18 protein-coding genes are annotated in these 22668 nt (G+C 55.9%); 11 read left to right on the top strand and 7 right to left on the bottom strand.

Going from position 1 to position 22668, the window contains the following annotated elements:
• The first annotated feature begins 32 nt into the window (after positions 1-32).
• The 5 genes from ACMYSL_RS26005 to ACMYSL_RS25985 all read left to right on the top strand — a co-directional run bounded on the left by ACMYSL_RS26005 (position 33) and on the right by ACMYSL_RS25985 (position 6217).
• Entirely contained in the window at positions 33-1166 is a 1134-nt protein-coding gene (locus ACMYSL_RS26005) for an amidohydrolase/deacetylase family metallohydrolase (RefSeq protein WP_304255443.1), read from the top strand.
• Positions 1150-2268: a DgaE family pyridoxal phosphate-dependent ammonia lyase gene (locus ACMYSL_RS26000; RefSeq protein WP_181483866.1), complete on the top strand. Its 1119-nt coding sequence runs from the start codon at positions 1150-1152 to the stop codon at positions 2266-2268. Before ACMYSL_RS26005 ends, ACMYSL_RS26000 begins: the two co-directional genes overlap by 17 nt.
• Positions 2265-3005, top strand: a complete 741-nt coding sequence (gene dagF, locus ACMYSL_RS25995) for a 2-dehydro-3-deoxy-phosphogluconate aldolase (RefSeq protein WP_434660437.1) — start codon at positions 2265-2267, stop codon at positions 3003-3005. Before ACMYSL_RS26000 ends, dagF begins: the two co-directional genes overlap by 4 nt.
• Positions 3006-3132: 127 nt before the next feature.
• Positions 3133-4284, top strand: coding sequence for a lactonase family protein (locus tag ACMYSL_RS25990; RefSeq protein WP_434660436.1), 1152 nt, complete (start codon positions 3133-3135; stop codon positions 4282-4284).
• 22 nt (positions 4285-4306) lie between these two features.
• Positions 4307-6217 (top strand): BglG family transcription antiterminator, encoded by a 1911-nt coding sequence (locus tag ACMYSL_RS25985; RefSeq protein WP_434660435.1) that lies wholly within the window; start codon positions 4307-4309, stop codon positions 6215-6217.
• A gap of 54 nt (positions 6218-6271) precedes the next feature.
• On the opposite strand, the gene ACMYSL_RS25980 is transcribed toward ACMYSL_RS25985, so the two are convergent.
• Entirely contained in the window at positions 6272-6664 is a 393-nt protein-coding gene (locus ACMYSL_RS25980; protein ID WP_434660434.1) for a DUF4280 domain-containing protein, read from the bottom strand.
• Positions 6661-6960 carry a hypothetical protein gene (locus ACMYSL_RS25975; RefSeq protein ID WP_434660432.1) on the bottom strand — a complete coding sequence of 100 codons (300 nt, stop codon included), beginning with the start codon at positions 6958-6960 and terminating at the stop codon, positions 6661-6663. Before ACMYSL_RS25975 ends, ACMYSL_RS25980 begins: the two co-directional genes overlap by 4 nt.
• A gap of 674 nt (positions 6961-7634) precedes the next feature.
• Here ACMYSL_RS25975 and ACMYSL_RS25970 point away from each other — a divergent pair.
• The 3 genes from ACMYSL_RS25970 to ACMYSL_RS25960 are packed head-to-tail and all read left to right on the top strand — an operon-like array spanning position 7635 to position 11944.
• A complete protein-coding gene (locus ACMYSL_RS25970) occupies positions 7635-8123 on the top strand; it encodes an Hcp family type VI secretion system effector (protein WP_434660430.1) in 489 nt (162 codons plus the stop codon).
• Between the two features lie 56 nt (positions 8124-8179).
• Positions 8180-10180 (top strand): AAA family ATPase, encoded by a 2001-nt coding sequence (locus tag ACMYSL_RS25965; RefSeq protein ID WP_434660428.1) that lies wholly within the window; start codon positions 8180-8182, stop codon positions 10178-10180.
• A 12-nt stretch (positions 10181-10192) separates the two neighbouring features.
• Complete coding sequence (locus ACMYSL_RS25960; RefSeq protein ID WP_434660427.1) at positions 10193-11944, top strand: type VI secretion system Vgr family protein; 1752 nt, start codon at positions 10193-10195, stop codon at positions 11942-11944.
• 17 nt (positions 11945-11961) lie between these two features.
• Here ACMYSL_RS25960 and nrdG read toward each other — a convergent pair whose 3' ends face one another.
• From nrdG to ACMYSL_RS25945, 3 genes are all read right to left on the bottom strand, one after another.
• Positions 11962-12426 carry an anaerobic ribonucleoside-triphosphate reductase-activating protein gene (nrdG, locus tag ACMYSL_RS25955; RefSeq protein WP_434660425.1) on the bottom strand — a complete coding sequence of 155 codons (465 nt, stop codon included), beginning with the start codon at positions 12424-12426 and terminating at the stop codon, positions 11962-11964.
• Between the two features lie 235 nt (positions 12427-12661).
• Complete coding sequence (gene nrdD, locus ACMYSL_RS25950; protein WP_110276594.1) at positions 12662-14800, bottom strand: anaerobic ribonucleoside-triphosphate reductase; 2139 nt, start codon at positions 14798-14800, stop codon at positions 12662-12664.
• 370 nt (positions 14801-15170) lie between these two features.
• Positions 15171-15914: a MurR/RpiR family transcriptional regulator gene (locus ACMYSL_RS25945; protein ID WP_434660424.1), complete on the bottom strand. Its 744-nt coding sequence runs from the start codon at positions 15912-15914 to the stop codon at positions 15171-15173.
• A gap of 305 nt (positions 15915-16219) precedes the next feature.
• Here ACMYSL_RS25945 and ACMYSL_RS25940 point away from each other — a divergent pair, with 305 nt between their 5' ends.
• The 3 genes from ACMYSL_RS25940 (at position 16220) to celB (ending at position 19252) form a co-directional block, all read left to right on the top strand.
• Positions 16220-16483, top strand: coding sequence for a PTS sugar transporter subunit IIB (locus tag ACMYSL_RS25940; protein ID WP_249421906.1), 264 nt, complete (start codon positions 16220-16222; stop codon positions 16481-16483).
• Between the two features lie 79 nt (positions 16484-16562).
• Positions 16563-17870 (top strand): 6-phospho-beta-glucosidase, encoded by a 1308-nt coding sequence (locus ACMYSL_RS25935; RefSeq protein ID WP_182235881.1) that lies wholly within the window; start codon positions 16563-16565, stop codon positions 17868-17870.
• Between the two features lie 26 nt (positions 17871-17896).
• Entirely contained in the window at positions 17897-19252 is a 1356-nt protein-coding gene (gene celB / locus ACMYSL_RS25930; RefSeq protein ID WP_434660423.1) for a PTS cellobiose transporter subunit IIC, read from the top strand.
• Between the two features lie 200 nt (positions 19253-19452).
• On the opposite strand, the gene treC is transcribed toward celB, so the two are convergent.
• Positions 19453-21108: an alpha,alpha-phosphotrehalase gene (gene treC / locus ACMYSL_RS25925; protein ID WP_434660422.1), complete on the bottom strand. Its 1656-nt coding sequence runs from the start codon at positions 21106-21108 to the stop codon at positions 19453-19455.
• 52 nt (positions 21109-21160) lie between these two features.
• Positions 21161-22579 (bottom strand): PTS trehalose transporter subunit IIBC, encoded by a 1419-nt coding sequence (gene treB / locus ACMYSL_RS25920; RefSeq protein ID WP_181483856.1) that lies wholly within the window; start codon positions 22577-22579, stop codon positions 21161-21163.
• Between the last annotated feature and the right edge of the window lie 89 nt (positions 22580-22668).

Raw genomic sequence — 22668 nt, 5'->3', positions numbered from 1 at the left:
CGCCGTTGCGCCCGCTCTAACAGGAGATAGCTATGTTTGATTTACTCCTGCGCCGCGCGCGCCTCGTTGACGATACCATCACGGATATTGCCATTCGGGACGGAAAGATCGCGGCGCTGGGCGAGATTAGCGCGCCCTCGCGAAAAACCGTCGAGCTGGACGGCAACTATTACGTCAGCGCAGGCTGGATTGACTCTCACGTCCACTGCTACCCGAACTCACCGATTTATCACGATGAGCCGGACAGCGTGGGCATTGCCACCGGCGTGACCACCGTGGTTGACGCAGGCAGCACCGGCGCTGACGACGTTGACGATTTCTATCAGTTAACCCGCAAAGCGGCGACCGAGGTTTATGCGCTGCTCAACATTTCCCGCGTCGGGCTGATTGCTCAGAACGAACTGGCCAATATGGCGAATATTGATGCTGATGCGGTGAAGCAGGCGGTCAACCGCTACCCGAATTTCATCGTCGGCCTGAAGGCGCGGATGAGCAGCAGCGTGGTGGGCGAAAACGGCATTACGCCGCTGGAGCGTGCGAAGACTATCCAGCAGGAAAATGGTGACCTGCCGCTGATGGTGCATATCGGCAATAATCCGCCGAACCTCGATGAAATCGCCGACCTGCTGACTTCTGGCGACATTATTACCCATTGCTACAACGGCAAACCCAACCGCATCCTGACGCCGTCCGGCGAGCTGAAAAGCTCGATTACCCGGGCTTTACAGCGCGGGGTGCGCCTCGATGTCGGTCACGGTACTGCCAGCTTCAGCTTTGAAGTCGCGCGCCGGGCGATTGCGATGGGCATTCTGCCGCACACTATCAGCTCCGATATCTACTGCCGCAACCGTATTGACGGCCCGGTGCGCTCGCTGGCGCTGGTGATGTCCAAATTCCTCGCTATCGGTATGTCGCTACCGCAGGTTATCGACTGCGTGACGGCAAATGTCGCCGACGGTCTTCACCTGGCGCACAAAGGGCAGCTTGACGTGGGCTATGACGCCGATCTCACGCTGTTCACCCTCGCGCAGACGCCAACGGTGCTGGTGGATGCCGAAAAAGAGAGTCTTCAGGCCGACAAGATTCTGCTGCCGCTTGCCGCGATTCGCGCGGGCAAGGGCTATTTGACCGAACAAGGGAGCGCGGAAAATGCCTTCGATTTTTGAGAAATACGATTTAAAACAGGTGATTAATACCTCCGGGCGCATGACGGCGCTGGGCGTATCCACTCCGCGTCCGGAAGTGGTTGAAGCCGCGATGGCGGGCATGAACCAGTACTTCGAGATGAAAGATCTGGTGAATAAAACGGGAGCTTACATTGCGAAACTGCTGGACGTGGAAGGGGCGACCGTCGTCTCCTGCGCATCAGCAGGCATTGCCCAGTCGGTGGCAGCAGTGCTGGTGAAAGACAGCGACTGGCTGCTGGAAAACCTGCACGTGACGCCGATTGAAAACAACGAAATCGTGTTGCCGAAAGGCCATAACGTCAACTTTGGCGCGCCGGTGGGTACCATGGTGGCGCTGGGCGGCGGCAGGCTGGTGGAAGCGGGCTACGCCAACGAATGTTCCGCCGAGCAGCTGGCGGCGGCGATCACTCCGCGTACCGCGGCGATTTTGTATATCAAATCTCACCACTGCGTGCAGAAAAGCATGCTCAATGTGGCGCAGGCGGCAGCGGTGGCACGGCTCCATAATCTGCCGCTGATCGTTGATGCGGCGGCAGAAGAGGATTTACAGGCTTACTACCGTGCGGGTGCGGATCTGGTTATTTACAGCGGCGCGAAGGCCATCGAAGGGCCAACCAGCGGACTGGTGATTGGCAAAACTCAGTACGTTGAGTGGGTCAAACGCCAGTCGATGGGTATTGGCCGGGCGATGAAGGTCGGCAAAGAGGGGATCCTTGGCCTGACCTGCGCCATCGAACACTACCTGACGGCGACCAAAGAGAGCGGTGAAGAGATGGTGGAGAAGATGACACCGTTTATTAACCAGCTCAATACGCTCAACGGCGTGACTGCGCGAGTCGTCTGGGATAGTGCCGGTCGTGATATCGCGCGTGCTGAAATTAAATTTGATGAAGCCGTGACCGGCGTGGACACCAGCGAGCTGGTGAACGCACTGAAGCAGGGTGAATACGCTATTTACTTCCGCGGCTATAAGGCTAACGAAGGGATTATTGAAGCCGATGTGCGCAGCGTCAACGCGCAGCAACTGGAGATTGTCTCCCGTCGCATCGCTGAGGTTCTGAACCAGGAGAAAAACGCATGAAACTGACCCCTAACTTTTACCGTGACCGCGTCTGCCTGAACGTGCTGGCGGGCAGTAAAGACAACGCTCGCGAGATTTATGAAGCGGCGGAAGGTCATGTGCTGGTCGGCGTGCTCTCTAAAAACTATCCCGATATCGCCAGCGCGGTGGCCGATATGCGTGAGTACGCGCAGCTGATTGATAACGCGCTTTCCGTGGGGCTGGGGGCGGGCGATCCGAACCAGTCGGCGATGGTCAGCGAAATTTCGCGTCAGGTGCAGCCGCAGCACGTGAATCAGGTCTTTACTGGCGTGGCCACCAGCCGCGCACTGCTGGGGCAGAACGAAACCGTGGTCAACGGTCTGGTGTCGCCAACCGGCACGCCGGGCATGGTGAAGATCTCAACCGGCCCGCTGAGCAGCGGCGCACCGGACGGCATTGTGCCGCTAGAAACCGCAATTGCTCTGTTGAAGGATATGGGCGGCAGCTCGATTAAATACTTCCCGATGGGGGGGTTAAAGCATCGCGATGAGTTTATTGCGGTAGCCGAGGCCTGCGCTCGCCATGATTTCTGGCTGGAGCCAACCGGTGGGATCGATCTGGAAAACTACGGCGAAATCCTGAAAATTGCGCTGGACGCAGGGGTGAGTAAAATTATCCCGCATATCTACAGTTCAATTATCGATAAAGCCAGCGGCAATACTCGTCCGGCAGATGTGCGTCAGCTGCTGGAGATGACGAAGCAGTTAGTTAAATAGCGTCGATTGCCCCTCACCCTAACCCTCTCCCCAAAGGGGAGAGGGGACCGCTCGGTTTTCTCCCTCGCCCCTTTAGGGAGAGGGCCGGGGTGAGGGGAAATCCCCACCGAACCATCAAGGAGTCACCATGCCTACCGCCCGTCACCTGCTTGTTGCTTCACTGTCCCTGCTCGCCGCTAGCGCCGCTGCGCAAACCCACTACGCCTGGGTCGGCACCTACAACCCTAATGGGGAAGGTCTATACCGTTTTACAGTCGATAGCCAAACCGGCGTATTGAGTGACAAAACCCTGGTTAGCACGCTGCCGAACCTCGCCCAGCTTACCGTCTCGGCAGATGGTAAAACCCTGTACGCCGCCAGCGAAGTAGAAAAGGGCGTGGTGCAGGCGTGGCGTATCGCCAGCAATGGTGAACTGAGCGAGCTGAATCAGGTGGCTTCCGGCGGGGCCGGGCCGGTTTATCTCTCCCTGACTCCCGATAGCCGTCATCTACTGGTGGCGAACTACGTTAGCGGTACCATCGCGGTGCTGCCGGTGAAAGAAGATGGCAGCCTGGGCGAATCGGTAGATGTCCACCAGGATCAAGGGCCAGCGGGGGCTGAACGTCCAGCAGCAGCCGTTGAAGGCAGCTTTGCCATTAGCGATCATAACGGCCCACATGCTCATATGATCGCCGCCGATCCCAGCGGTAAATATGTTTACTCTACCGATCTGGGGCTGGACAGGATCTACCAATACCGGATGGATAACGCCAGCGGCAAGCTGACGCCGAACGATCCGCCGTTTATCGCCGCGTCGTCCCCTGGCGCTGGCCCGCGCCACTTTGTCTTTACACCGCAGGGTGATGGGCTATGGTTGATTAACGAAGAAGCCTCGACGCTCACCTTCTATCATCTTGATAGGCAAAGCGGACTGCTACGCGAGGGGAAAACGGTCTCCGCGCTGCCCAAAGAGTATAGAGGCACCAGCTTTGCCGCCGGGCTGGTCCTCAGTCAGGATGGTAAACAGCTGTACGTCGCCAACCGCCTGCATAACAGCATCGCCCACTTTACGGTGATGGCCGACGGTAGCCTGAGCCATCAGGAGGATATCTGGACCCGCGGCGACTATCCGCGCACCTTAACTCTGGATAACCAGGGCCAGTGGCTGTACGTCATGAACCAGCGTAGCGACAACATCACCCGCTTTAGCGTCGCGCCGAAGGACGGCAAGCTGACGTTTTCGCCAGACTATACCCCGGTGGGCAGCCCGTCTCAGATGGTGATATCTGCTCAACCCTGAGCCGTAAGAAAAAGGAACCGACATGCGATTTCCCAACCCACGTTTAGCGCAGCTGTTTACCCTGCTGCAAAACGAAACGCTGCCGCAGGATGAGCTGGCGCAGCGGCTGTCGGTTTCTACCCGGACGGTACGCGCTGATATCACCGCGTTGAACGAGCTGCTGTTGCACTATGGGGCGCAGTTTACTCTTAGCCGCGGCAGCGGTTATCAACTGGTCATTAACGATCCGTTGCGCTATCAGACCCTGGAAGAGAGCGCGCCAAAAGCGCAGCATATTCCGCGCACAGCGGCAGATCGGATCCACTTTTTGCTGGTGCGCTTTTTGACTTCGGCCTTCTCTATCAAGCTGGAAGATCTGGCCGATGAGTGGTTCGTTAGCCGGGCGACGCTGCAAGGCGACATGGCCGAGGTACGCGAACGTTTTCAGCGTTATCAGCTGACTCTGGAGACGCGTCCACGCCACGGTATGAAGCTGTTTGGCAGCGAAGTGTCGATTCGCGCTTGTCTGACCGATCTACTGTGGGAGCTGACGCAGCAGGGAGCGCTGAATCCGCAGCTCAGCGAAGAAGCGCTGACTCCCGGCGTGCCGGAGCGGCTGGAGCAGATACTGCAAGAGACGCTGACCCGCCACCAGATCCGCCTGACCGACGTGGGCGAGCGTTTTGTCTGCCTGTACGGCGCAGTAGTGGTGCGCCGCGTGAGCGAAGGGTATCCGCTGGCGGATTTCAGCGCCGATGATGTGGCGCATAACGTTCGTGATGCCGCGCGGGAGCTGGCAAATGCCATGCAGCAACTGGCGGATAAACCGCTTGCGCCAGCGGAAGAGGAGTGGCTATGCGTGCACTTAGCCGCGCGTCAGGTACAAGACGTCGATCCGGGGACCATCAGCGCTGATGATGATGAAGCGCTGGTGAACTACATCCTGCGTTATATCAATCAGCAATATAACTACAACCTGTTGAATGACGACCAGCTGCATGCCGACCTGCTGACGCATATTAAGACCATGATCACCCGCGTGCGCTACCAGATAATGATCCCTAACCCGCTGCTTGATAACATCAAGCAGCACTATCCGATGGCGTGGGATATGACCCTGGCGGCGGTGTCCAGCTGGGGGAAATATACACCCTATGCCATCAGCGAAAACGAGATTGGCTTTCTGGTGCTGCATATCGGCGTCGGACTGGAGCGCCACTACAATATTGGCTATCAGCGTCAGCCGCAGGTGCTGCTGGTGTGCGATACCAGCAACGCGATGGTGCGGATGATTGAAGCCATTCTGCAACGTAAGTATCCGCAATTGGAGATCGCCGCCACGCTGTCGCAGCGCGAGTATGAGCAACGACAAGAGATCGCAGAAGATTTTGTGATCTCCACCGTACGCATCAGCGAAAAAGATAAGCCGGTGGTGACCATCGCGCCGTTTCCTACCGACTATCAGCTCGATCAAATCGGCAAGCTGGTGCTGGTGGACAGGACCCGCCCGTGGATGCTGGACAAGTATTTCGATGAAGTTCATTTTCAGGTGATTGATACGCCGATGGACCAGCAAACGCTGTTTGCCACCCTGTGCCAGCAGCTACAGCAGGAGGGGTTTGTTGATGCGGAATTTCATGATTCAGTAGTGGAGCGTGAGGCTATTGTTAGCACCATGCTTGGTGACGGTATTGCGTTACCCCACGCCCTTGGACTACTGGCGAAAAAGACCGTGGTCTATACGGTGATCGCTCCGCACGGTATCGCCTGGGGCGATGAAACCGCACATATCATCTTCCTGCTCGCGATCAGTAAAAGCGAGTATGAAGAAGCGATGGCGATCTACGATATTTTCGTCACTTTCCTGCGCGAACGCGCCATGGCCCGCCTTGCCGCCACCCGCAGTTTTGATGAGTTTAAAACGGTGGCGATGGAGTGCGTCAGCCGGTTTTGATTTTTACCGTACGGCCCTTCGCCACATTTTATGCATCTGTCACCGTTCACAAAATCACGCCACGACCGTCGTTACCTGGCCTGGATAGCTAATCTGGATAACGCCACCCCACATGCAGATTAACTGCGACTGGGCGGTGAGGGCGGGCATATTTCCTACCAGCACCGTTGGCGAACCGGGCATCCATGGTGCGGGCGTTGCAGGAATACAGGGCATCGGCGTCAGGACGCCAAGCGCTGCTGCGGTGGCGGCGGCAACCGTCGGGTTGGCAATACTGAGGCACATCCCGAATGGCATAATGTTCACAAACGGTTTGTTATCCATAATATTCGCCATCGGCAGGCCGCTGACGAGTGTGCGGTTGATAGGCATAACCATCAGTGTTGAGGGCGCAACGCCAAATGAGCACTGCAACAATGCGCCAGAACAGACTCCTGGACAACTCATGGTAATACCCCCAGTTGCCGCCACAATCGGCGGGCGGATTCATCGCCGGTAATCAGTTCTGAGAGCAGCTCCGGTAGCGGCGTGTGCCCCCAGGCAAAAGCGCGGTACAGCAAATATGGTACCGGACTGTGCGGCTCGGTGCGCGCCAGATAATCCGCCACCTGTTTAATCATCTGATACGCCTGCTCCCGATGGGCAAATGCGGTGGTGTTGTCCATCTCCGGTGAGCAGCGGATCGCGTCTGCACTGAGGTTATCCGTCTGAATCGTGGCTGGTGATGCCTGAAGATGCTCCATCGTTTTCCTCCTGATTATTCCTGTTCGGACAGCAGTTTTGCCAGAATGAAAAGCGGCTATTCAGTAAAATTAAAAAATGAGAGATATTATCCTGGCGATATGTGAAATTATTTTAATATCTCTCTGATTTATTTAGGGGGATGTCACTATAAAGAAGATAATTAATGACGGTGGTTTGTTTTTTGATTCAAATCATTATTCATTACATATTACAGAATAAAAATTTTAACATATCATAAATTGATTTGGTGAATGATTTTGCATTTAAATATAATAATTTTGATTTTCCGTTGGTTATACTGTTGATTTTTATTGGTTAATTTTTAGTTAATTGATTTTTATTAAATGTATTGATTTGGTGTGAAAAGTGAAAAATAAAGTTGATATTTATTTTTGGTTGTGTTTTTTATATTGCATATAACTATTCGTAAATATTTTTTTTGAGAATGAGAGTACGACAGAAGTAGCATAAGGAATACTATTGCATTAAAAACATATTAAATATGCAGAGAACATTCAGCATAAACTCAGCTGCATTAGGAATCTGTGCATAAAAATAATCTGTGGAAAATAGGTAGCATGATTAAGAAAAAGAACTGCCGTTGATGGCGGGTCTTTTAGCTGATTTATCCAGCCAATCGACATCCCCATCTGATCAAGTAAGGAGATAGGCCATGGATGCGATTTTTTTAAAGCTGAGCGATGACATTAAAGGCGAAAGCCAGGCTGATGGATTTAAAGATCAGATAGAAATAATGTCCTTCAGCCATAACGTGGCAATGCAGGTTACCAACGACGTCAGTAACACTGAGCGCACCTCTGGGCGGGCGCATGTCGGTGAAATGTCGCTGACCAAGTTTATCGATCTTTCCACACCCGTACTCAATGAGTACTGCTGTTGCGGGAAAATGATTAAAGAGGCTGTGCTGACGTTGTGCCGTAATGATGACGGAAAAATGCTGCCGTTTATCGTGTATACCCTAATGAACGTTGTTATCTCACATCTGAGCGTTAGCGGTGGTTCCGGCGGCAAGCCGGTTGAAACGATGTCGCTGAACTTTACCAAAATTAAATGGGAAATCGTTGCTCAGAAGTTGGATGGTGAGAAAAAAGGCAACGTCTCTTCGGTCTGGGATATGGCGATGGACCAGAAAGGTCGCTGATGGTGAAGTCATTCATTCCACTCGCGCCGCCAACAGCATCTTGAGGAGAATCAAAAATGGATTTAAAAGCGCTGGTGCAACGACTCAATCCGGTCTGCTTTCGTGCGCTGGAGCAGGCCGCCGAGCGCTGCCGGGCGCAGGGACACTGGTTTGTTGAGCCGGAGCATCTGCTGTTGGCATTACTCGATGATGAACACTGCGACCTGGCGTATTGCCTGAGCAGCGCGGTGATTTCCGTCGACAAGTTGCGTGAAGAGATCCGCAGCGCCCAGGCGCAGTTCAAATCCGGCTGTACGCGGATGCCGGTGTTTTCCGTGCAACTGGTGGAGCTGCTGGAAGGGGCAATTTTGCTGGCGACCTTTCAGCGTCTTCCGAAGGTCCGTTCAGCGTTGTTGCTGCAGGCCTTACTCACCCGAGAACGTCTGCGCGCCCAGCTGGCGCAGGGAATGCCGCTGCTGTTGCAGCTTCCGGCAGGGGTGATGGAAAGCCAGTGGCAAAGCTGGTGTTGTGGCTCCGTTGAAGAATTAAGCGACACGCATACGGGAGAAAACCCGGAGCGTGAAGGCGGCGTGCTGGATCAATACACCCACGATCTGACCCGGGACGCGCGGGAAGGGCGGATCGATCCGATCATCGGGCGCGATGCGGAGATCCGTCAGTGTATCGACATCCTGCTGCGCCGCAGGCAAAACAACCCGATTCTGGTTGGCGCACCGGGCGTGGGGAAAACCGCCGTCGCTGAGGGGCTGGCGCGACGCATTGCCGAAGGCAGCGTGCCGCCGCCGCTGCGTGACGTATCGCTGCTGGCCCTCGATCTCGGTCTGTTGCAGGCCGGGGCGGGCGTAAAGGGCGAATTTGAACAACGACTTAAAGGGGTGATCGAGGCGGTAAAAAAATCCCCGCAGCCGATTATTCTGTTTATCGACGAAGCCCACACGCTGCTTGGCGCGGGCGACAGCGATGCCGCCAACCTGCTGAAATCAGCGCTGGCGCGCGGTGAATTACGCACTATCGCCGCCACCACCTGGCAGGAGTACAAAAAGTACTTTGAGAAAGACCCGGCGCTGGACCGGCGTTTTCAGCGCATCCAGATTGAAGAGCCGGATGAGAACAGCGCAGTGCTTATGCTGCGGGCGGTGGCCGACAAGCTGGAGGCGCAACACGGGGTGCAGATCCTCGATACCGCTATTCGCGAGGCGGTGCGCCTCTCCCAGCGCTACATCTCCGGACGTCAGCTGCCGGATAAAGCCATCAGCGTGCTCGACACCGCCTGCGCGCGGGTGGCACTGGCGCAGCATGACGAGGTGCCGGACTGCGTGGATCCCGCCATCGTGGCGGCGGTGATCGGCGGCTGGACCGGCATCCCGCTCAGCCAGATGCTGACTGATGAAGCCCACGCCCTGCGTACGCTGGTCGAACGGATGAGCGAGCGGGTGAAGGGGCAACAAACCGCGCTGGAAACCATTGCCCAGCGGCTGCTTGCTTACCGCAGCGGCCTGACCGATCCGCAAAAGCCGGTCGGCGTGTTCCTGCTGGTAGGGCCAACCGGCGTCGGCAAAACCGAAACTGCCTACGCGCTGGCCGACACCCTCTACGGCGGCGAGCGGAATCTGATCACTATCAACCTTTCTGAATACCAGGAAGCGCATACCGTCAGCCAGCTGAAAGGCGCGCCGCCGGGCTACGTCGGTTACGGCAGCGGCGGAGCGTTAACCGAAGCCGTGCGCCGCCGCCCGTATTCGGTGGTGCTGCTTGATGAAATCGAAAAAGCGCACCCGGACGTGCTGGAAGCGTTCTATAACGTTTTCGACAGAGGCGTGATGGAAGATGGCACCGGGCTGATCGTTGATTTCAAAAATACGGTAATGCTGGTGACCAGCAATGTCGGCGCGGAGCTGGTTCTCGACACGCTGGCTTCTGAATTAAATAGCGAGCGGTTTAATGAGGAATTGCGAGAGGAACTGTTGCGTCATTTTCGTCCGGCGTTTTTAGCACGGATGACCACGGTGGTGTATCGCGTGCCGGATGAAAAAATATTAAAAGACACTCAAAAATAAAAGGAATTCCCCATGCCAGATTCCACCATCATAAAACTCACCGCCCCAACTCTAGCTGGCCTTACCGCTGCGACCGCCCATACCGATTCCCAACTTAACGGCCTGACCGCCGCCACCGTCGCGGGAACCACCTCCGCGCCGCTAACCCTTGACACCGCGCTGGCAACCCATCTTACCGCCACCATCAACAACGCTGATTACGACGGGCTGATTGCCGAGGTGCACCAGCTTCCGGCGACCAGTAACGCCGACCGCTACCAGTTTGTCCTGCGCCCCTGGCTGTGGTGGCTGACGCTTGCCAGCCATAATCGTGTGTTTCAGAACCTCAGCGCGCAGGAGATCGTCGAGAAGGTGTTTAAGGACGCTGGATTTAGCGACTATAAATTCCAGCTGAAAAGCAAACCAATAAAACGTGAATATTGCCTGCAATATAACGAAAGCGATTTTAATTTTGTCTCGCGGCTGCTGGAGCAGGAGGGAATTTTCTGGTTCTTTACCCACGCATCAGGCAAGCACACGCTGGTGCTGGCGGATGATAACAGCGCCTTCCCGCCGATTACTGGCGATAAAAAGGTGAAGTATCAGGCGGAGCAGAGCGGCAGGCGGGAAAGCGGAATGATTCGTTCGGCAGAGCTGCGTTTGCAGGCGACTTCGCAGGGGTTCCAGACCAGCGATTTCAGCTATGAGCAGCCGAAAGCGGCGCTGTTCGCGCAGGCCAAACGGCTGGTCGGTGAAAGCGACTGCGCGGCGCTGATGGCCGGGCACTGGTTCACGTTAACCGATCACGACGACAAGGCGCTAAACATCGACTGGCTAATTACCACCGTTAGCCACGAGTACGACGGCGAGCGCTATCGCAACCGCTTTACCGCCATCCCGAAGGCCACGCCGTATCGCCCGCAGTGCGCCACGCCGAAGCCGTTTATGCATACGCAAACGGCGACGGTGGTCGGCAAGCAGGGGGAGGAGATCTGGACCGATAATCTGGGTCGGGTAAAGGTGCAGTTTCCATGGGACAGGGAAGGCAAAAACGACGAATCCAGCTCCTGCTGGCTGCAGGTCGCCACAGCCTGGAGCGGCAACGGCTTCGGCGCGCAGTTTATCCCGCACATCGGTCAGGAAGTGGTGGTGAGCTTTATCGACGGCGACCCGGATAAACCGTTAATTACCGGCTGCGTGTACAACGGCGCCAACGCATTGCCGTATGCGCTTCCTGCGAACCAGACGCAGTCGGGGATTAAAACCCATAGCGAAAAAGGCTTTAACGAACTGCGCTTCGACGACAAAAAAGACGCTGAACTGCTGGCGATGCAGGCGCAGAAGGATTTCCAGCTCAGCGTACTAAACGACAGCAAAACCACCGTTGGCCATGATGAGATCCTGAGTGTGAAAAATAAACGCAGCGTGACGGTGAAGGGCGATCAGGAACATGCCATCGACGGCAACGAGACGCATAGAGTGAAGGGCAACTACACCCTGAACGTCGACGGCAATCTGACGATTAAGGTCAGCGGCACGCTCACCCTGGAGAGCGGTAAAACGTTGGACATCAAGAGCGGGGCGGGTCTTAACGCCAGCGCGTTGGGCAGCATGAAGCTGGATGCCACCAACATCGCCAGTGAAGCCAAAGCCTCGCTGACCCAGAAAGCCGCAACTATCAGCCATGAAGCTAAGGCGACTCTGACCAGCAAAGCCAGCGCGATGCAAACCGTGGATGGTGGCGGGATGCTGACCATCAAAGGCGGGATGGTGAGGATTAACTGATGAGCGACATGCTGGAATTAACGCAAATGATGCACAACCTGGTTGCTGCTGCCGCGCCAGATCAGCGCCGGGTCTTTTAAATCCTGCACAAATTTACCATCAACCAGCACGTTGATTAAATCCACCACCTGCATCTGCGCGGCGTTGAGTTCGTCCAGCTTGTAGCCGGTCCATACCCAAATATCTTTACCCGGGCACTCGGCACGGATGCGCTGAACCAGCTTGAGGATCTCCGGCACGTTCTGCGGATGCAGCGGGTCGCCGCCGGAAAGAGTGATCCCCTGGCGCTTAACGCGGGTGTCATTGAGGTCGGCAATGATGCGATCGGCCATTTCGGCAGTAAACGGCATGCCGGAATTTAGCCGCCAGGTGCTCTTGTTGTAGCAGCCGGGGCATTCGTGAACGCAGCCGGAGACAAACAGGGTGCAGCGGGTGCCGGGGCCATTGACGATGTCAACGGGATAGTATTGATGATAATTCATTTTTCGCTTCTCAATTAACGCCATAGCCGCGTTGGCTGCGCTCACTCACCCCGGTCACGTACTTAATGTACGCTCCCGGGGATTCCCTCGTTTGCCGCCTTGCTCTGACGCTAATTGCTTTGCGAAAACGTTGGGCGTGTTTTGCATTTGTAAAGGGAACGGCTTCCGAATGGTCAAACAGCGACTGGGCGATTCCCTCTCCCTTTTGGGGAGAGGGTTAGGGTGAGGGGAAGAATTAACCGAGCTGCCCGTTACCCAGGTGCTTAACGCGGCGTTTCACTTCTTCCTGCTTACCGGCGTTGAACGGGCGGGCGTCCGGGCTGCCGAGATAACCGCACACCCGACGGGTCACCGACACGCGGGAGGCATCATGGTTGCCGCATTTCGGGCAGGTGAAGCCTTTGCTGGTACACTCAAACTCGCCGGTAAAGCCGCACTCGTAACACTCATCGATTGGCGTATTGGTTCCGTAATACGGCACGTGCTGATAGCTGTAATCCCACACGTCTTCCAGCGCTCTCAGGTTGTGCTGAATATTCGGGTACTCGCCGTAGCAAATAAAACCTCCGCTAGCCACTGGCGGGTAGGCTGCTTCAAAATCGATTTTGTCGTACGGGTTCACCTTCTTCTCCACGTCGAGGTGGAAGCTGTTGGTGTAATAACCTTTATCGGTCACGCCTTTAATTACGCCAAACTCGGCGGTATCCAGACGGCAGAAGCGGTCGCAGAGGTTTTCGCTCGGTGTGCTGTACAGGCTAAAGCCGTAGCCGGTTTCGTCTTTCCACTGGTCTACCGCTTCGCGCAGATGCTGAACGATGGCGACGCCTTTTTCGCGCAGCGCAGCGCTGTCGTACATATGTTCGTCACCGAACAGCGCATTGATCGTTTCATGGATGCCGATATAGCCAAGAGAAATCGACGCACGACCGTTTTTGAAGATTTCAGAAACGTCATCGTCCGCTTTCAGACGTACGCCGCAGGCCCCTTCCATATACAGAATCGGTGCAACGCGAGCTTTCACCCCTTCGAGGCGGGCGATACGGGTCATCAGCGCTTTACGCGCCAGCTGCAGACGTTCGTCCAGCAGTTTCCAGAACGCAGTTTCATCGCCTTTCGCTTCCAGCGCGATGCGCGGCAGGTTGAGGCTGATAACGCCGAGGTTGTTACGGCCATCGTGAACCTGCTCGCCATCTTCGTTTTCCCACACACCGAGGAAGCTGCGGCAGCCCATCGGAGTTTTGAACGAACCGGTTACCTTCACGACCTGATCGTAGTTGAGGATATCCGGGTACATGCGCTTGCTCGCGCACTCCAGCGCCAGCTGTTTGATATCGTAGTTAGCGTCGCCAAACTTGTGGTTCAGGCCGTCGCGAATCGCGAATACCAGCTTCGGGAACACCGCCGTTTTGCGGTTTTTACCGAGGCCCGCGATGCGGTTACGCAGAATGGACTGTTGAATCAGACGCGATTCCCAACTGGTGCCGAGGCCGAAACCGAAGGTTACAAACGGCGTCTGCCCGTTAGCGGTATGCAGCGTGTTCACTTCATATTCCAGAGACTGGAAGGCGTCGTAGCACTCTTTCTCGGTACGAGAACGGGCATAGCCTTCGGCATCCGGGATCTGCCACTCTTCGGCAATTTTGCGATGCTTGTTAAAACTTTCGGCAACGAACGGCGCCAGCACTTCATCAATACGGTTGATGGTCGTGCCGCCATAAATATGGCTGGCGACCTGAGCGATAATCTGCGCCGTTACCGCGGTTGCGGTAGAGATAGACTTCGGCGGCTCAATCTCGGCGTTGCCCATCTTAAAGCCCTGGGTCAGCATGCCTTTCAGATCGATCAGCATACAGTTGAACATCGGGAAGAACGGCGAATAGTCGAGGTCGTGATAGTGGATCACGCCGCGCTCGTGGGCCATCACCACGTCATGAGGCAGCAGGTGCTGACGCGCGTAGTGCTTGGCGACGATGCCCGCCAGCAGGTCACGCTGGGTCGGGATGACTTTACTGTCTTTGTTAGCGTTTTCGTTGAGTAACGCCGAGTTGGTCTGCTCAACCAGGCCGCGAATTTCCTGGTTCAGACGACCGCGCTTTTCACGTTGGCTATCGCGGTCGTGGCGATATTCAATGTAGGCGCGCGCTAACTGTTTGTACGGACCGGACATCAGCTGGTTCTCAACGGCGGTCTGGATCTCGTTGATATCAACCTGGGCGCGGCCCTGCATTTGCTGGCTAACGACTTCTGCGACGGTGGCGCAATAGTCTGCGTCATCGACTCCCGCTGCTTTAGCTGCACGTAGAATTGCTTCATTAATGCGCTCTGACTTGAACGGCACTTTACAGCCATCGCGTTTCATCACATGCGGTGTCATGATCACTCCATACTTTTTTATAGAACAGGTTATCCACAGTGGCGGAAGGTCAACCGAAGTCATGAGACGCTACAGCTGCCGCCGCTTCCCTTCGATTCCGGCCCTTTTTATCCACATCCCATCACCGCCAGAGTACGATGGGTTGTGGTGACATAATAGACTATTAATACAATATGTAGGGCCGGGGCGCATTTTAAGTTCTATATGTAGTGCTTTGCATCAAAGATGTTTGCAATTTTATTGATGCAGAACAAAGTAAAAAGAGGAGAGTAGCAATGATGGGCGCTAGCGCTTAATGTAAATTTATCTGCCTATTTAATAAGCAAAAATTGGGCCTGAACAGCTATTGCTCAGGCCGATAAGAGGGATTTCAGGCGATTAGCGTATCGTTAAGCAGGTCGACCAGCAGCAGCATAGCGTAGCGCGCGGCCTGCGCATTTTCAGGCAACGGCAGCAGGGCGGAAGCCATATTGCTCAACGTATGATTAGCCGGGGTGAGGGCAAAAATCGTCGCTTCCTGTACGCGGGCCAGCAGGGTAGCGCCTTGCAAAATAGCATCAGCTTCGCCGGTTGCCAGCACCAGCAGTAGATGATCGTCGCTGAGCGAGCTGGCTATCATGCGCATCAGGGCGCTGTCCTGACACAGATTAATCACGATCCCTATCGACAGCAGCTGATGCTGAAGCAGCGTCGCCAGCGCGATGTCCTGAGCGCCAAGGGCGAAACAGTGTACGGCGCGGGCATTCTGCAGACGGGTACGCAGTTTTTGCAGCGTGGCTTCCGGGGTGCCAACCAGCTGCTGCTCCAGATTTTCGTTAATCAGGCTGAGCTTATCGCGCCATGCGGCGGGCAGCGTTGCACTGTCTTCGCTGAGCCAACTGGTGCGACGTTCGCAGGCCTGCGCCAGTTGTTTGCGCAAATCGCGGATATCATCGCAGCCCACGGAGCGAGCAAAGCGGGTAATGGTCGCTGGGCTGACACCAGCGCGTATCGCCAGTTCATCAATTGATGCGCTGGCGGTAAAGCTTAAATTCTCCAGAATAAACGCCGCGACTCTCGATTCCTGAGCGCTAAAGCGAGTCATCCCTTCCTGCAACTGCCCTACGATATCCATGGTCTCAGCCCTTATCTCCGTCATCGCCGGAATGAAAATATTTTTCAATTAATGATGGCTTTTTATACCACTTAATCACTCGTGATGCCTGGGTTTATTATCAACTTTGCTTTTTTTGCATGAGTAAAAGGGTGAAAAGTTACGTTCCGATCACGTACATGAAAAAAATTTTCATATAGCCTTCACCCATACCTCACCTCGTCATATAGTCGATGGTGTCTATTTAGCGATCGCTCAAGCAAAACCCAACGGGAGGAATGATGCAACGTATTGTACTGTGCTGCGCCGCCGGAATGTCCACCAGTATGCTAGTCAACAAAATGAAGGCCGAGGCGCAACAGCGCGCGCTGACGCTGGAGATCTATGCCGTTCCCGTCGCCGAGTTTGAACGCGAGTTAGCGAATGCTGATGTGATTTTACTGGGGCCACAGGTGAAATATGAAGCGGCCAGATTGACGGAGCTTGCCGCGCCGCACGGTAAAGCCGTTGCGGTGATCGATATGGCGGATTACGGCATGATGCGTGGGGCCGCCGTTCTGGATAAAGCGCTCGCGCTACTGAACCACTAACTCTTTCCCATCACCGCGTTCATTTCACGAAGCCACTGCGGCTGCGTGCGGGGATCTGTACGCCAAAAATGAGGCCATCATGCAAGCATTGAAAATTGCCGTTATCGGCGGCGGCAGCAGCTATACGCCGGAACTTATTGAAGGGATTATCCTTCGCCATCAGCAGATCCCGGTGACGGAGCTGGCGCTGGTCGATGTTGAGGCCGGGCGCGAGAAAGTGGCGATTATCGCCGCGCTGACCCAGCGCATGCTAAAACGTAACGGTCTTGAACAGGTGAAGGTCAGCGTGCATTTTGCTCTGGATGAGGCCATCCGCGGCGCTAAATTTGTGCTGACCCAGCTGCGGGTCGGGCAGCTGGCGGCGCGAGCGGCGGATGAGCGTTTGGGGTTGAAGTACAACCTGCTCGGCCAGGAAACCACGGGCGTCGGCGGATTTGCCAAAGCCCTGCGCACCATTCCGGTGATTTTGCAGGTCGCGCGTAAGGTTGAAGAGCTGGCGCCTGATGCCTTTATCCTCAACTTTACTAACCCGGCAGGGATAGTGACGGAAGCGGTTAGCCGCTACAGCAAAGCGAAAATCATCGGCCTGTGCAACGTGCCGATCAATATGCAGCACATGATCGCCGGCATGCTGGAGGCGAAAGAAGAGGAGGTCAGGCTGAGTTTCGCCGGGCTGAATCATATGGTCTGGGTACATAAGGTGATGCAGGGGCGGGAAGATGTGACCGGCAAGGTGCTCGACATGCTGTGCGATGGTCAGTCGCTGTCGATGAACAATATCAAATCGCTGCCGTGGCCTGCGGAGTTTCTCCGGGCGCTGAAGGCGATTCCGTGTCCGTATCATCGCTATTTCTGGCTGACCCCGACCATGCTGGCGGAAGAGATTGAAGCGGCCAAAACCAAAGGCACCCGTGCAGAGCAGGTGATGAAGGTGGAACAGGAGCTGTTTGATATTTACGCCCGACCCGAGCTGGATGAAAAGCCCGAACAGCTGAGCTTTCGCGGCGGGGCTTATTACTCCGAAGTGGCGGTGGAGCTGATTAACGCCATCCACAATAACCTTGGCAAAGAGATGGTGGTGAATACCCGCAACAACGGCGCGATTCACGGTTTTGATGATGATGCGGTAGTGGAGATTAATAGCATCATTGATGCGCAAGGTGCACGTCCGCTGGCTTTTGGCGCGCTGCCCCCGGTGATGAACGGGCTAACCCAACAGGTGAAGGCGTTTGAGCGGCTGACGATTGAGGCGGCGGTCCACGGCTGTCGCGATAGCGCGTTGCTGGCGCTGGTGAGTAATCCACTGGTCGGCAATGTGACCGATGCCCAGGCGCTGCTTGATGAGGTGTTAACCCTCAACCGCCCCTGGTTAACGCAGTTTAACTAAACTTTTCCGCCTTCGGGGATACCATTATGTCTCGTACTTCATTTATTGAACGTTATGTCATGCCCGCCGCGCTGAAAATCGGCGGCCAGAAGCACGTCCTTTCGGTACGTGACGGCATCATTCTCAATATGCCGTTTATGTTGATTGGTTCGTTTTTCCTTATTTTTGCTTATCTGCCGATTCCGGGTTACGGCGAGATGATGGCCAGCATGTTTGGTGATGCCTGGCGCGACAAGATGCTGTACCCCGTCAAAGCGACCTACGACATTATGGCGCTGATCTCGGCCTTCGGGATAGCTTACCGACTGGCGGAAAAATATCGTACCCTGGACCCGCTAAGCGCCGGGGCGATGTCGCTGGTAGCGTTTGTCATGACCATCCCGCAGGTGACGCTGTTTACCCCCGCAGATGGTTCGGCGGCGCAAATCGTTAAAGGCGTGCTGCCGGTGGGGATGATTGGCAGCCAGGGGCTGTTTGTGGCGATTGTGATTTCGCTGCTCTCCACTGAAATCTACCGTCTGGTAGCCAGCCGTAATCTGGTGATCCGCATGCCGGATGGCGTACCGCCTGCGGTGGCGAAATCTTTCCTCGCCCTGATCCCTGGTTTCTGCGTGCTGGCCGTTGTGCTGGCGCTGCGTTTGATTGTCGAAGCTTCGCCGTTCGGCGATATCAATAGCATGATCACCACGCTGATTGGTATTCCAATGTCGCACGTCGGCGGATCTTTGCCGGGGATGATTATCTCGGTGATCCTGATTGGTATTCTGTGGACCCTGGGGCTGCACGGCGACACTATCGTGCTGGTGTTTATTCGCCCGGTTTGGTTGTCGAATATGTCGGAGAACCTTGAAGCGTTTCAGAACGGGCTGCCGATCCCGCATATCATTACTCAGCAGTTTTATGATTTGTGGATTGCCCCAGGCGGTACCGGGGCGCTGCTGGGGCTGGTGATCTTTATGCTGCTGCGCAGCCGCAGTCAGCAGATGAAACAGCTGGGGAAAATCGCCGCGCCGGGTGCGCTGTTTAATATCAGCGAACCCATGGTGTTCGGCATTCCGCTGGTGATGAACCCGTACTTCTTCCTGCCGTTTATTTTGACGCCAGTGCTGTTGGTGATTGTCTCTTATACCGCAATGGCGACCGGACTGGTGGTCAAGCCTGCGGGGATAGCGCTGCCGTTCACCACGCCTATCTTTATGAGCGGGTACCTGGCGACGGGGGGGCATATTTCTGGCGCGGTGCTACAGGTGGTGAACCTGGCGATTTCGCTGGTTATCTATTATCCGTTCTTCCGCACATGGGATCGTCTGAAGGCGAAAGAGGAGCAGGCTTCAACACCGTCGGAGGCCAGCGCGACGTTGTCAGCGGCGGACCGCATCTAATGTTTCTACCGTCTTCTTCCCGGAGGCGGCGCTTGACGCGCCTGTCCGGGCTACCGAAAACCAGCGGGTGCTGTCCGGCAGTTGTAGCCCCGCTAAGCGTAGCGCGAGCGGGGGACGGTTTTTCCCCGGGTTGCGGCGTAAACGCCTTACCCGGGTTACCCGATCACATGATTCCGCAGCCCTGGTAGCCTGGAGCTCACTTACTCCTGCAACCACCACACCGCTTCAAACGGGCGCAGGGTCATGTCGGATGGGCGGTTAGCGGCTTCTGCATAGTTGCTCATCAGCACCCGCCAGTCGCCGTCAATGCCTTCCGGCTGCCAGCTTTGGAACTCGCGGCTCAGGTTAGCGACGACAACCAGGGTTTGCCCCTGCCACTGGCGGCGATAGCACCACAGCGATGGATGCTCTGGCAACAGATCCTGATAATCACCCCAGGTCAGTACTGGCGTGCTTTTGCGCAGCGCAATCAGCTGCTGGTAGGCATAAAACACCGACTGCGGATCGGCCAGCGCCGCTTCGGCGTTGATCTGGCGATAATTATCGCTCAGCGCAATCCACGGCTCGCCTGCGCTGAAACCACCGTTTTCATCGCTATTCCACTGCATTGGCGTACGGCTGTTATCACGCGATTTGCTCGCCAGAATCGCCAGCAGCTCATCGGCATCCTGACCCTGCGCCGCGCGTTCGATAAACATATTGTGGCTCTCCACATCGCGGTAATCGGTGATGCGCGTGAAGTGCGGGTTAGTCATACCTAGCTCTTCGCCCTGATAGATATACGGCGTGCCCTGCATACCGTGCAGCACCATCGCCAGCATTTTTGCCGCCGGGACGCGGTACTCGCCTTCGTCGCCGAAGCGGGAAACGATGCGCGGCTGATCGTGGTTACACCAGAACAGCGCGTTCCAGGCCCGATTGTGCATTCCCTGCTGCCAGTGGCTGAACAACGACTTCAGCTCCACAAAGTCCGGGCGCGCTAGCGTCCACTTCTCGCCGTTGGGATAGTCCACTTTGAGGTGATGGAAGTTAAAGGTCATCGATAGCTCTTTGCCGTCGAGCGAGGCGTACTGCTGGCAGTGTTCCAGTGAGGTGGAGGACATCTCGCCAACGGTCATCAGGCCGCGCGGGGTAAACACATCGCGGCTGAACTCCTGCAGGAACTCATGAGCGCGGGGACCATCAGTATAAAAGCGGCGACCATCGCCCTGGTGGTCATCCGGGAAGGATTGCCCTTTGGAAATCACGTTCACTACATCAAGGCGCAAGCCGTCGACGCCGCGATCGGCCCAGAACTCACAGACCTTTTTCAGCTCCGCGCGCACCTCTGGGTTTTCCCAGTTCAGGTCCGCCTGCTCAACAGCATACAGGTGCAGGTAATACTGCTCACTTTCCGCATGCCACTGCCAGGCGTTGCCGCCAAACTTGGAACGCCAGTTATTCGGTGGGGTGGTCGGTTCGCCATCGCGCCAGATATAGAACTGGCGATACGGGCTCTCTTTGTTGAGTGATTCCTGGAACCAGGCGTGTGCAGTGGAGGTGTGATTTAGCACCATATCCAGCACGATACGCATGCCTCGCGCCTTCGCCTGAGCCACCAGTTCGTCGAAATCGTCCAGCGTGCCGTAGGCCGGGTCGATAGCGGTGTAGTTGGCCACGTCGTAGCCGTTATCGACCTGCGGCGAGACGTAGAACGGCGTCAGCCAGATGGCGTCAACGCCGAGCTTTTGCAGATAGTCGAGGCGTGAAGTGACGCCGCGTAAATCGCCGGTACCGCTACCGGTCGTGTCCTGGAAACTCTTCGGATAGATTTGATAAATAACGCCGTTTTGCCACCAAAGGGGAAGGGTCTTCATATCGCGTTCCTGCTGCAAAAAGGGGGCGACAGCGCGCCCCGAAAATAAGAAATCAGACAATCTGTAAGGTGCCCTGGCGGAACTTGCGCTGGTAGACGACCGTCGTCAGGACAATCGGCACCACCACGGCGATGACCATCGCCAGCGCGAAGACCTGCCAGTAGCTCGGCTGAATAGAGAGGATGCCCGGCAGGCCACCGACGCCAATGCCGTTGGCCATTACGCCGTTGAGCCCACACAGCAGTCCGGCAAGACCGGAACCGACCATCGCACAGAGCATCGGGAAGCGGTACTTAAGGTTGATACCGTACATTGCCGGTTCCGTGACCCCGAGGTAGGCGGAAATGGCTGCCGGAACGGAGATTTCGCGTTCATTCTGCTTGCGGCTGGCGATGATGATCCCCACCACTGCCGATGCCTGGGCAATATTGGACAGCGCAATCAGCGGCCATACCGGCGTGCCGCCCATGCTTTGAATCATCTGCATGTCGATAGCCAGGGTGGTCTGATGGACACCGGTAATCACCAGCGGTGCATACAGGAAGCCGAACAGCGCGGCGCCAATCGGCGCGAAGCTGCCGGTCAACAGGTGGCGCACGGCCCAGGCCACGCCGTCGCCAATCATGCGGCCAAACGGGCCGATGAAAGCGTGCGCGAGGAATACCGCCAGGATCAACGAACACACTGGCACTACTACCAGGTAGAGGTAGTCAGGCACGATGCGCTTCAGGCGAGTCTCGATAAAGCCGAGCGCCAGTCCCGCCAGCAAGGCCGGGATAACCTGCGCCTGATAGCCAACTTTCTCGATGGTAAACAGGCCGAAGTTCCACACTTCCGGTACCTGCTGGCCCAGCAGATAAGCATTCATCAGCTGTGGAGAGACGAGAGTGACGCCCAGGACGATGCCGAGGATCGGCGTGCCGCCCACTTTTTTCACCGCTGACCAGCAGATCCCCACTGGCAGGTAGAAGAAGATCGCTTCGCCAATCAGCCACAGGAAGTCATAAATGGATTTCAGCGACGGGTGCATCTGCGCCAGCGTCTGGCCGTTGCTCATCGGCAGGTCGCCGATCACGTTGCGAAAACCCAGGATTAGGCCGCCGCTGATCAGCGCAGGCAGCAGCGGGAAGAAGATCTCGGCAAAGTGTGAAATGAGCTGTTCATGCCACTTCATATTCTGCCGCGCGGCCTTTTTGGCCTGTTCTTTGTCGGCGCTGGCTTGCCCTGTAGTGGCCAGTAGCGCTTTGTAGTAATCGCCGACTTCGGTGCCGATCACCACCTGGAACTGTCCGGCGTTGGTAAAGCAACCCTTCACCATGCGCAGTTGTTCAATCTCTTTGGGTTTGGCAATGGCTGGATTATTCAGCACAAAGCGCAGACGGGTAATACAGTGGCTAACGGTGGCGATATTGTCGCGCCCGCCCACCAGCTCGATAAGTTTATCGATGTCCTGCTGATTCACTTTACTCATGATGAGGCCTCATGACCGAGGGAGAGGTTGTGTTTTAACTTGGGTTGAATCCTAACCGCTCCGTTTGAATTGCAAAATGGGAACGTTCC

It is taken from the genome of Klebsiella sp. MISC125, assembly GCF_051131775.1.
GTDB lineage: Bacteria > Pseudomonadota > Gammaproteobacteria > Enterobacterales > Enterobacteriaceae > Klebsiella.
The sequence above is the reverse complement of the archived record's forward strand: the minus strand, read 5'-3'. Positions and strand labels throughout refer to the sequence as shown.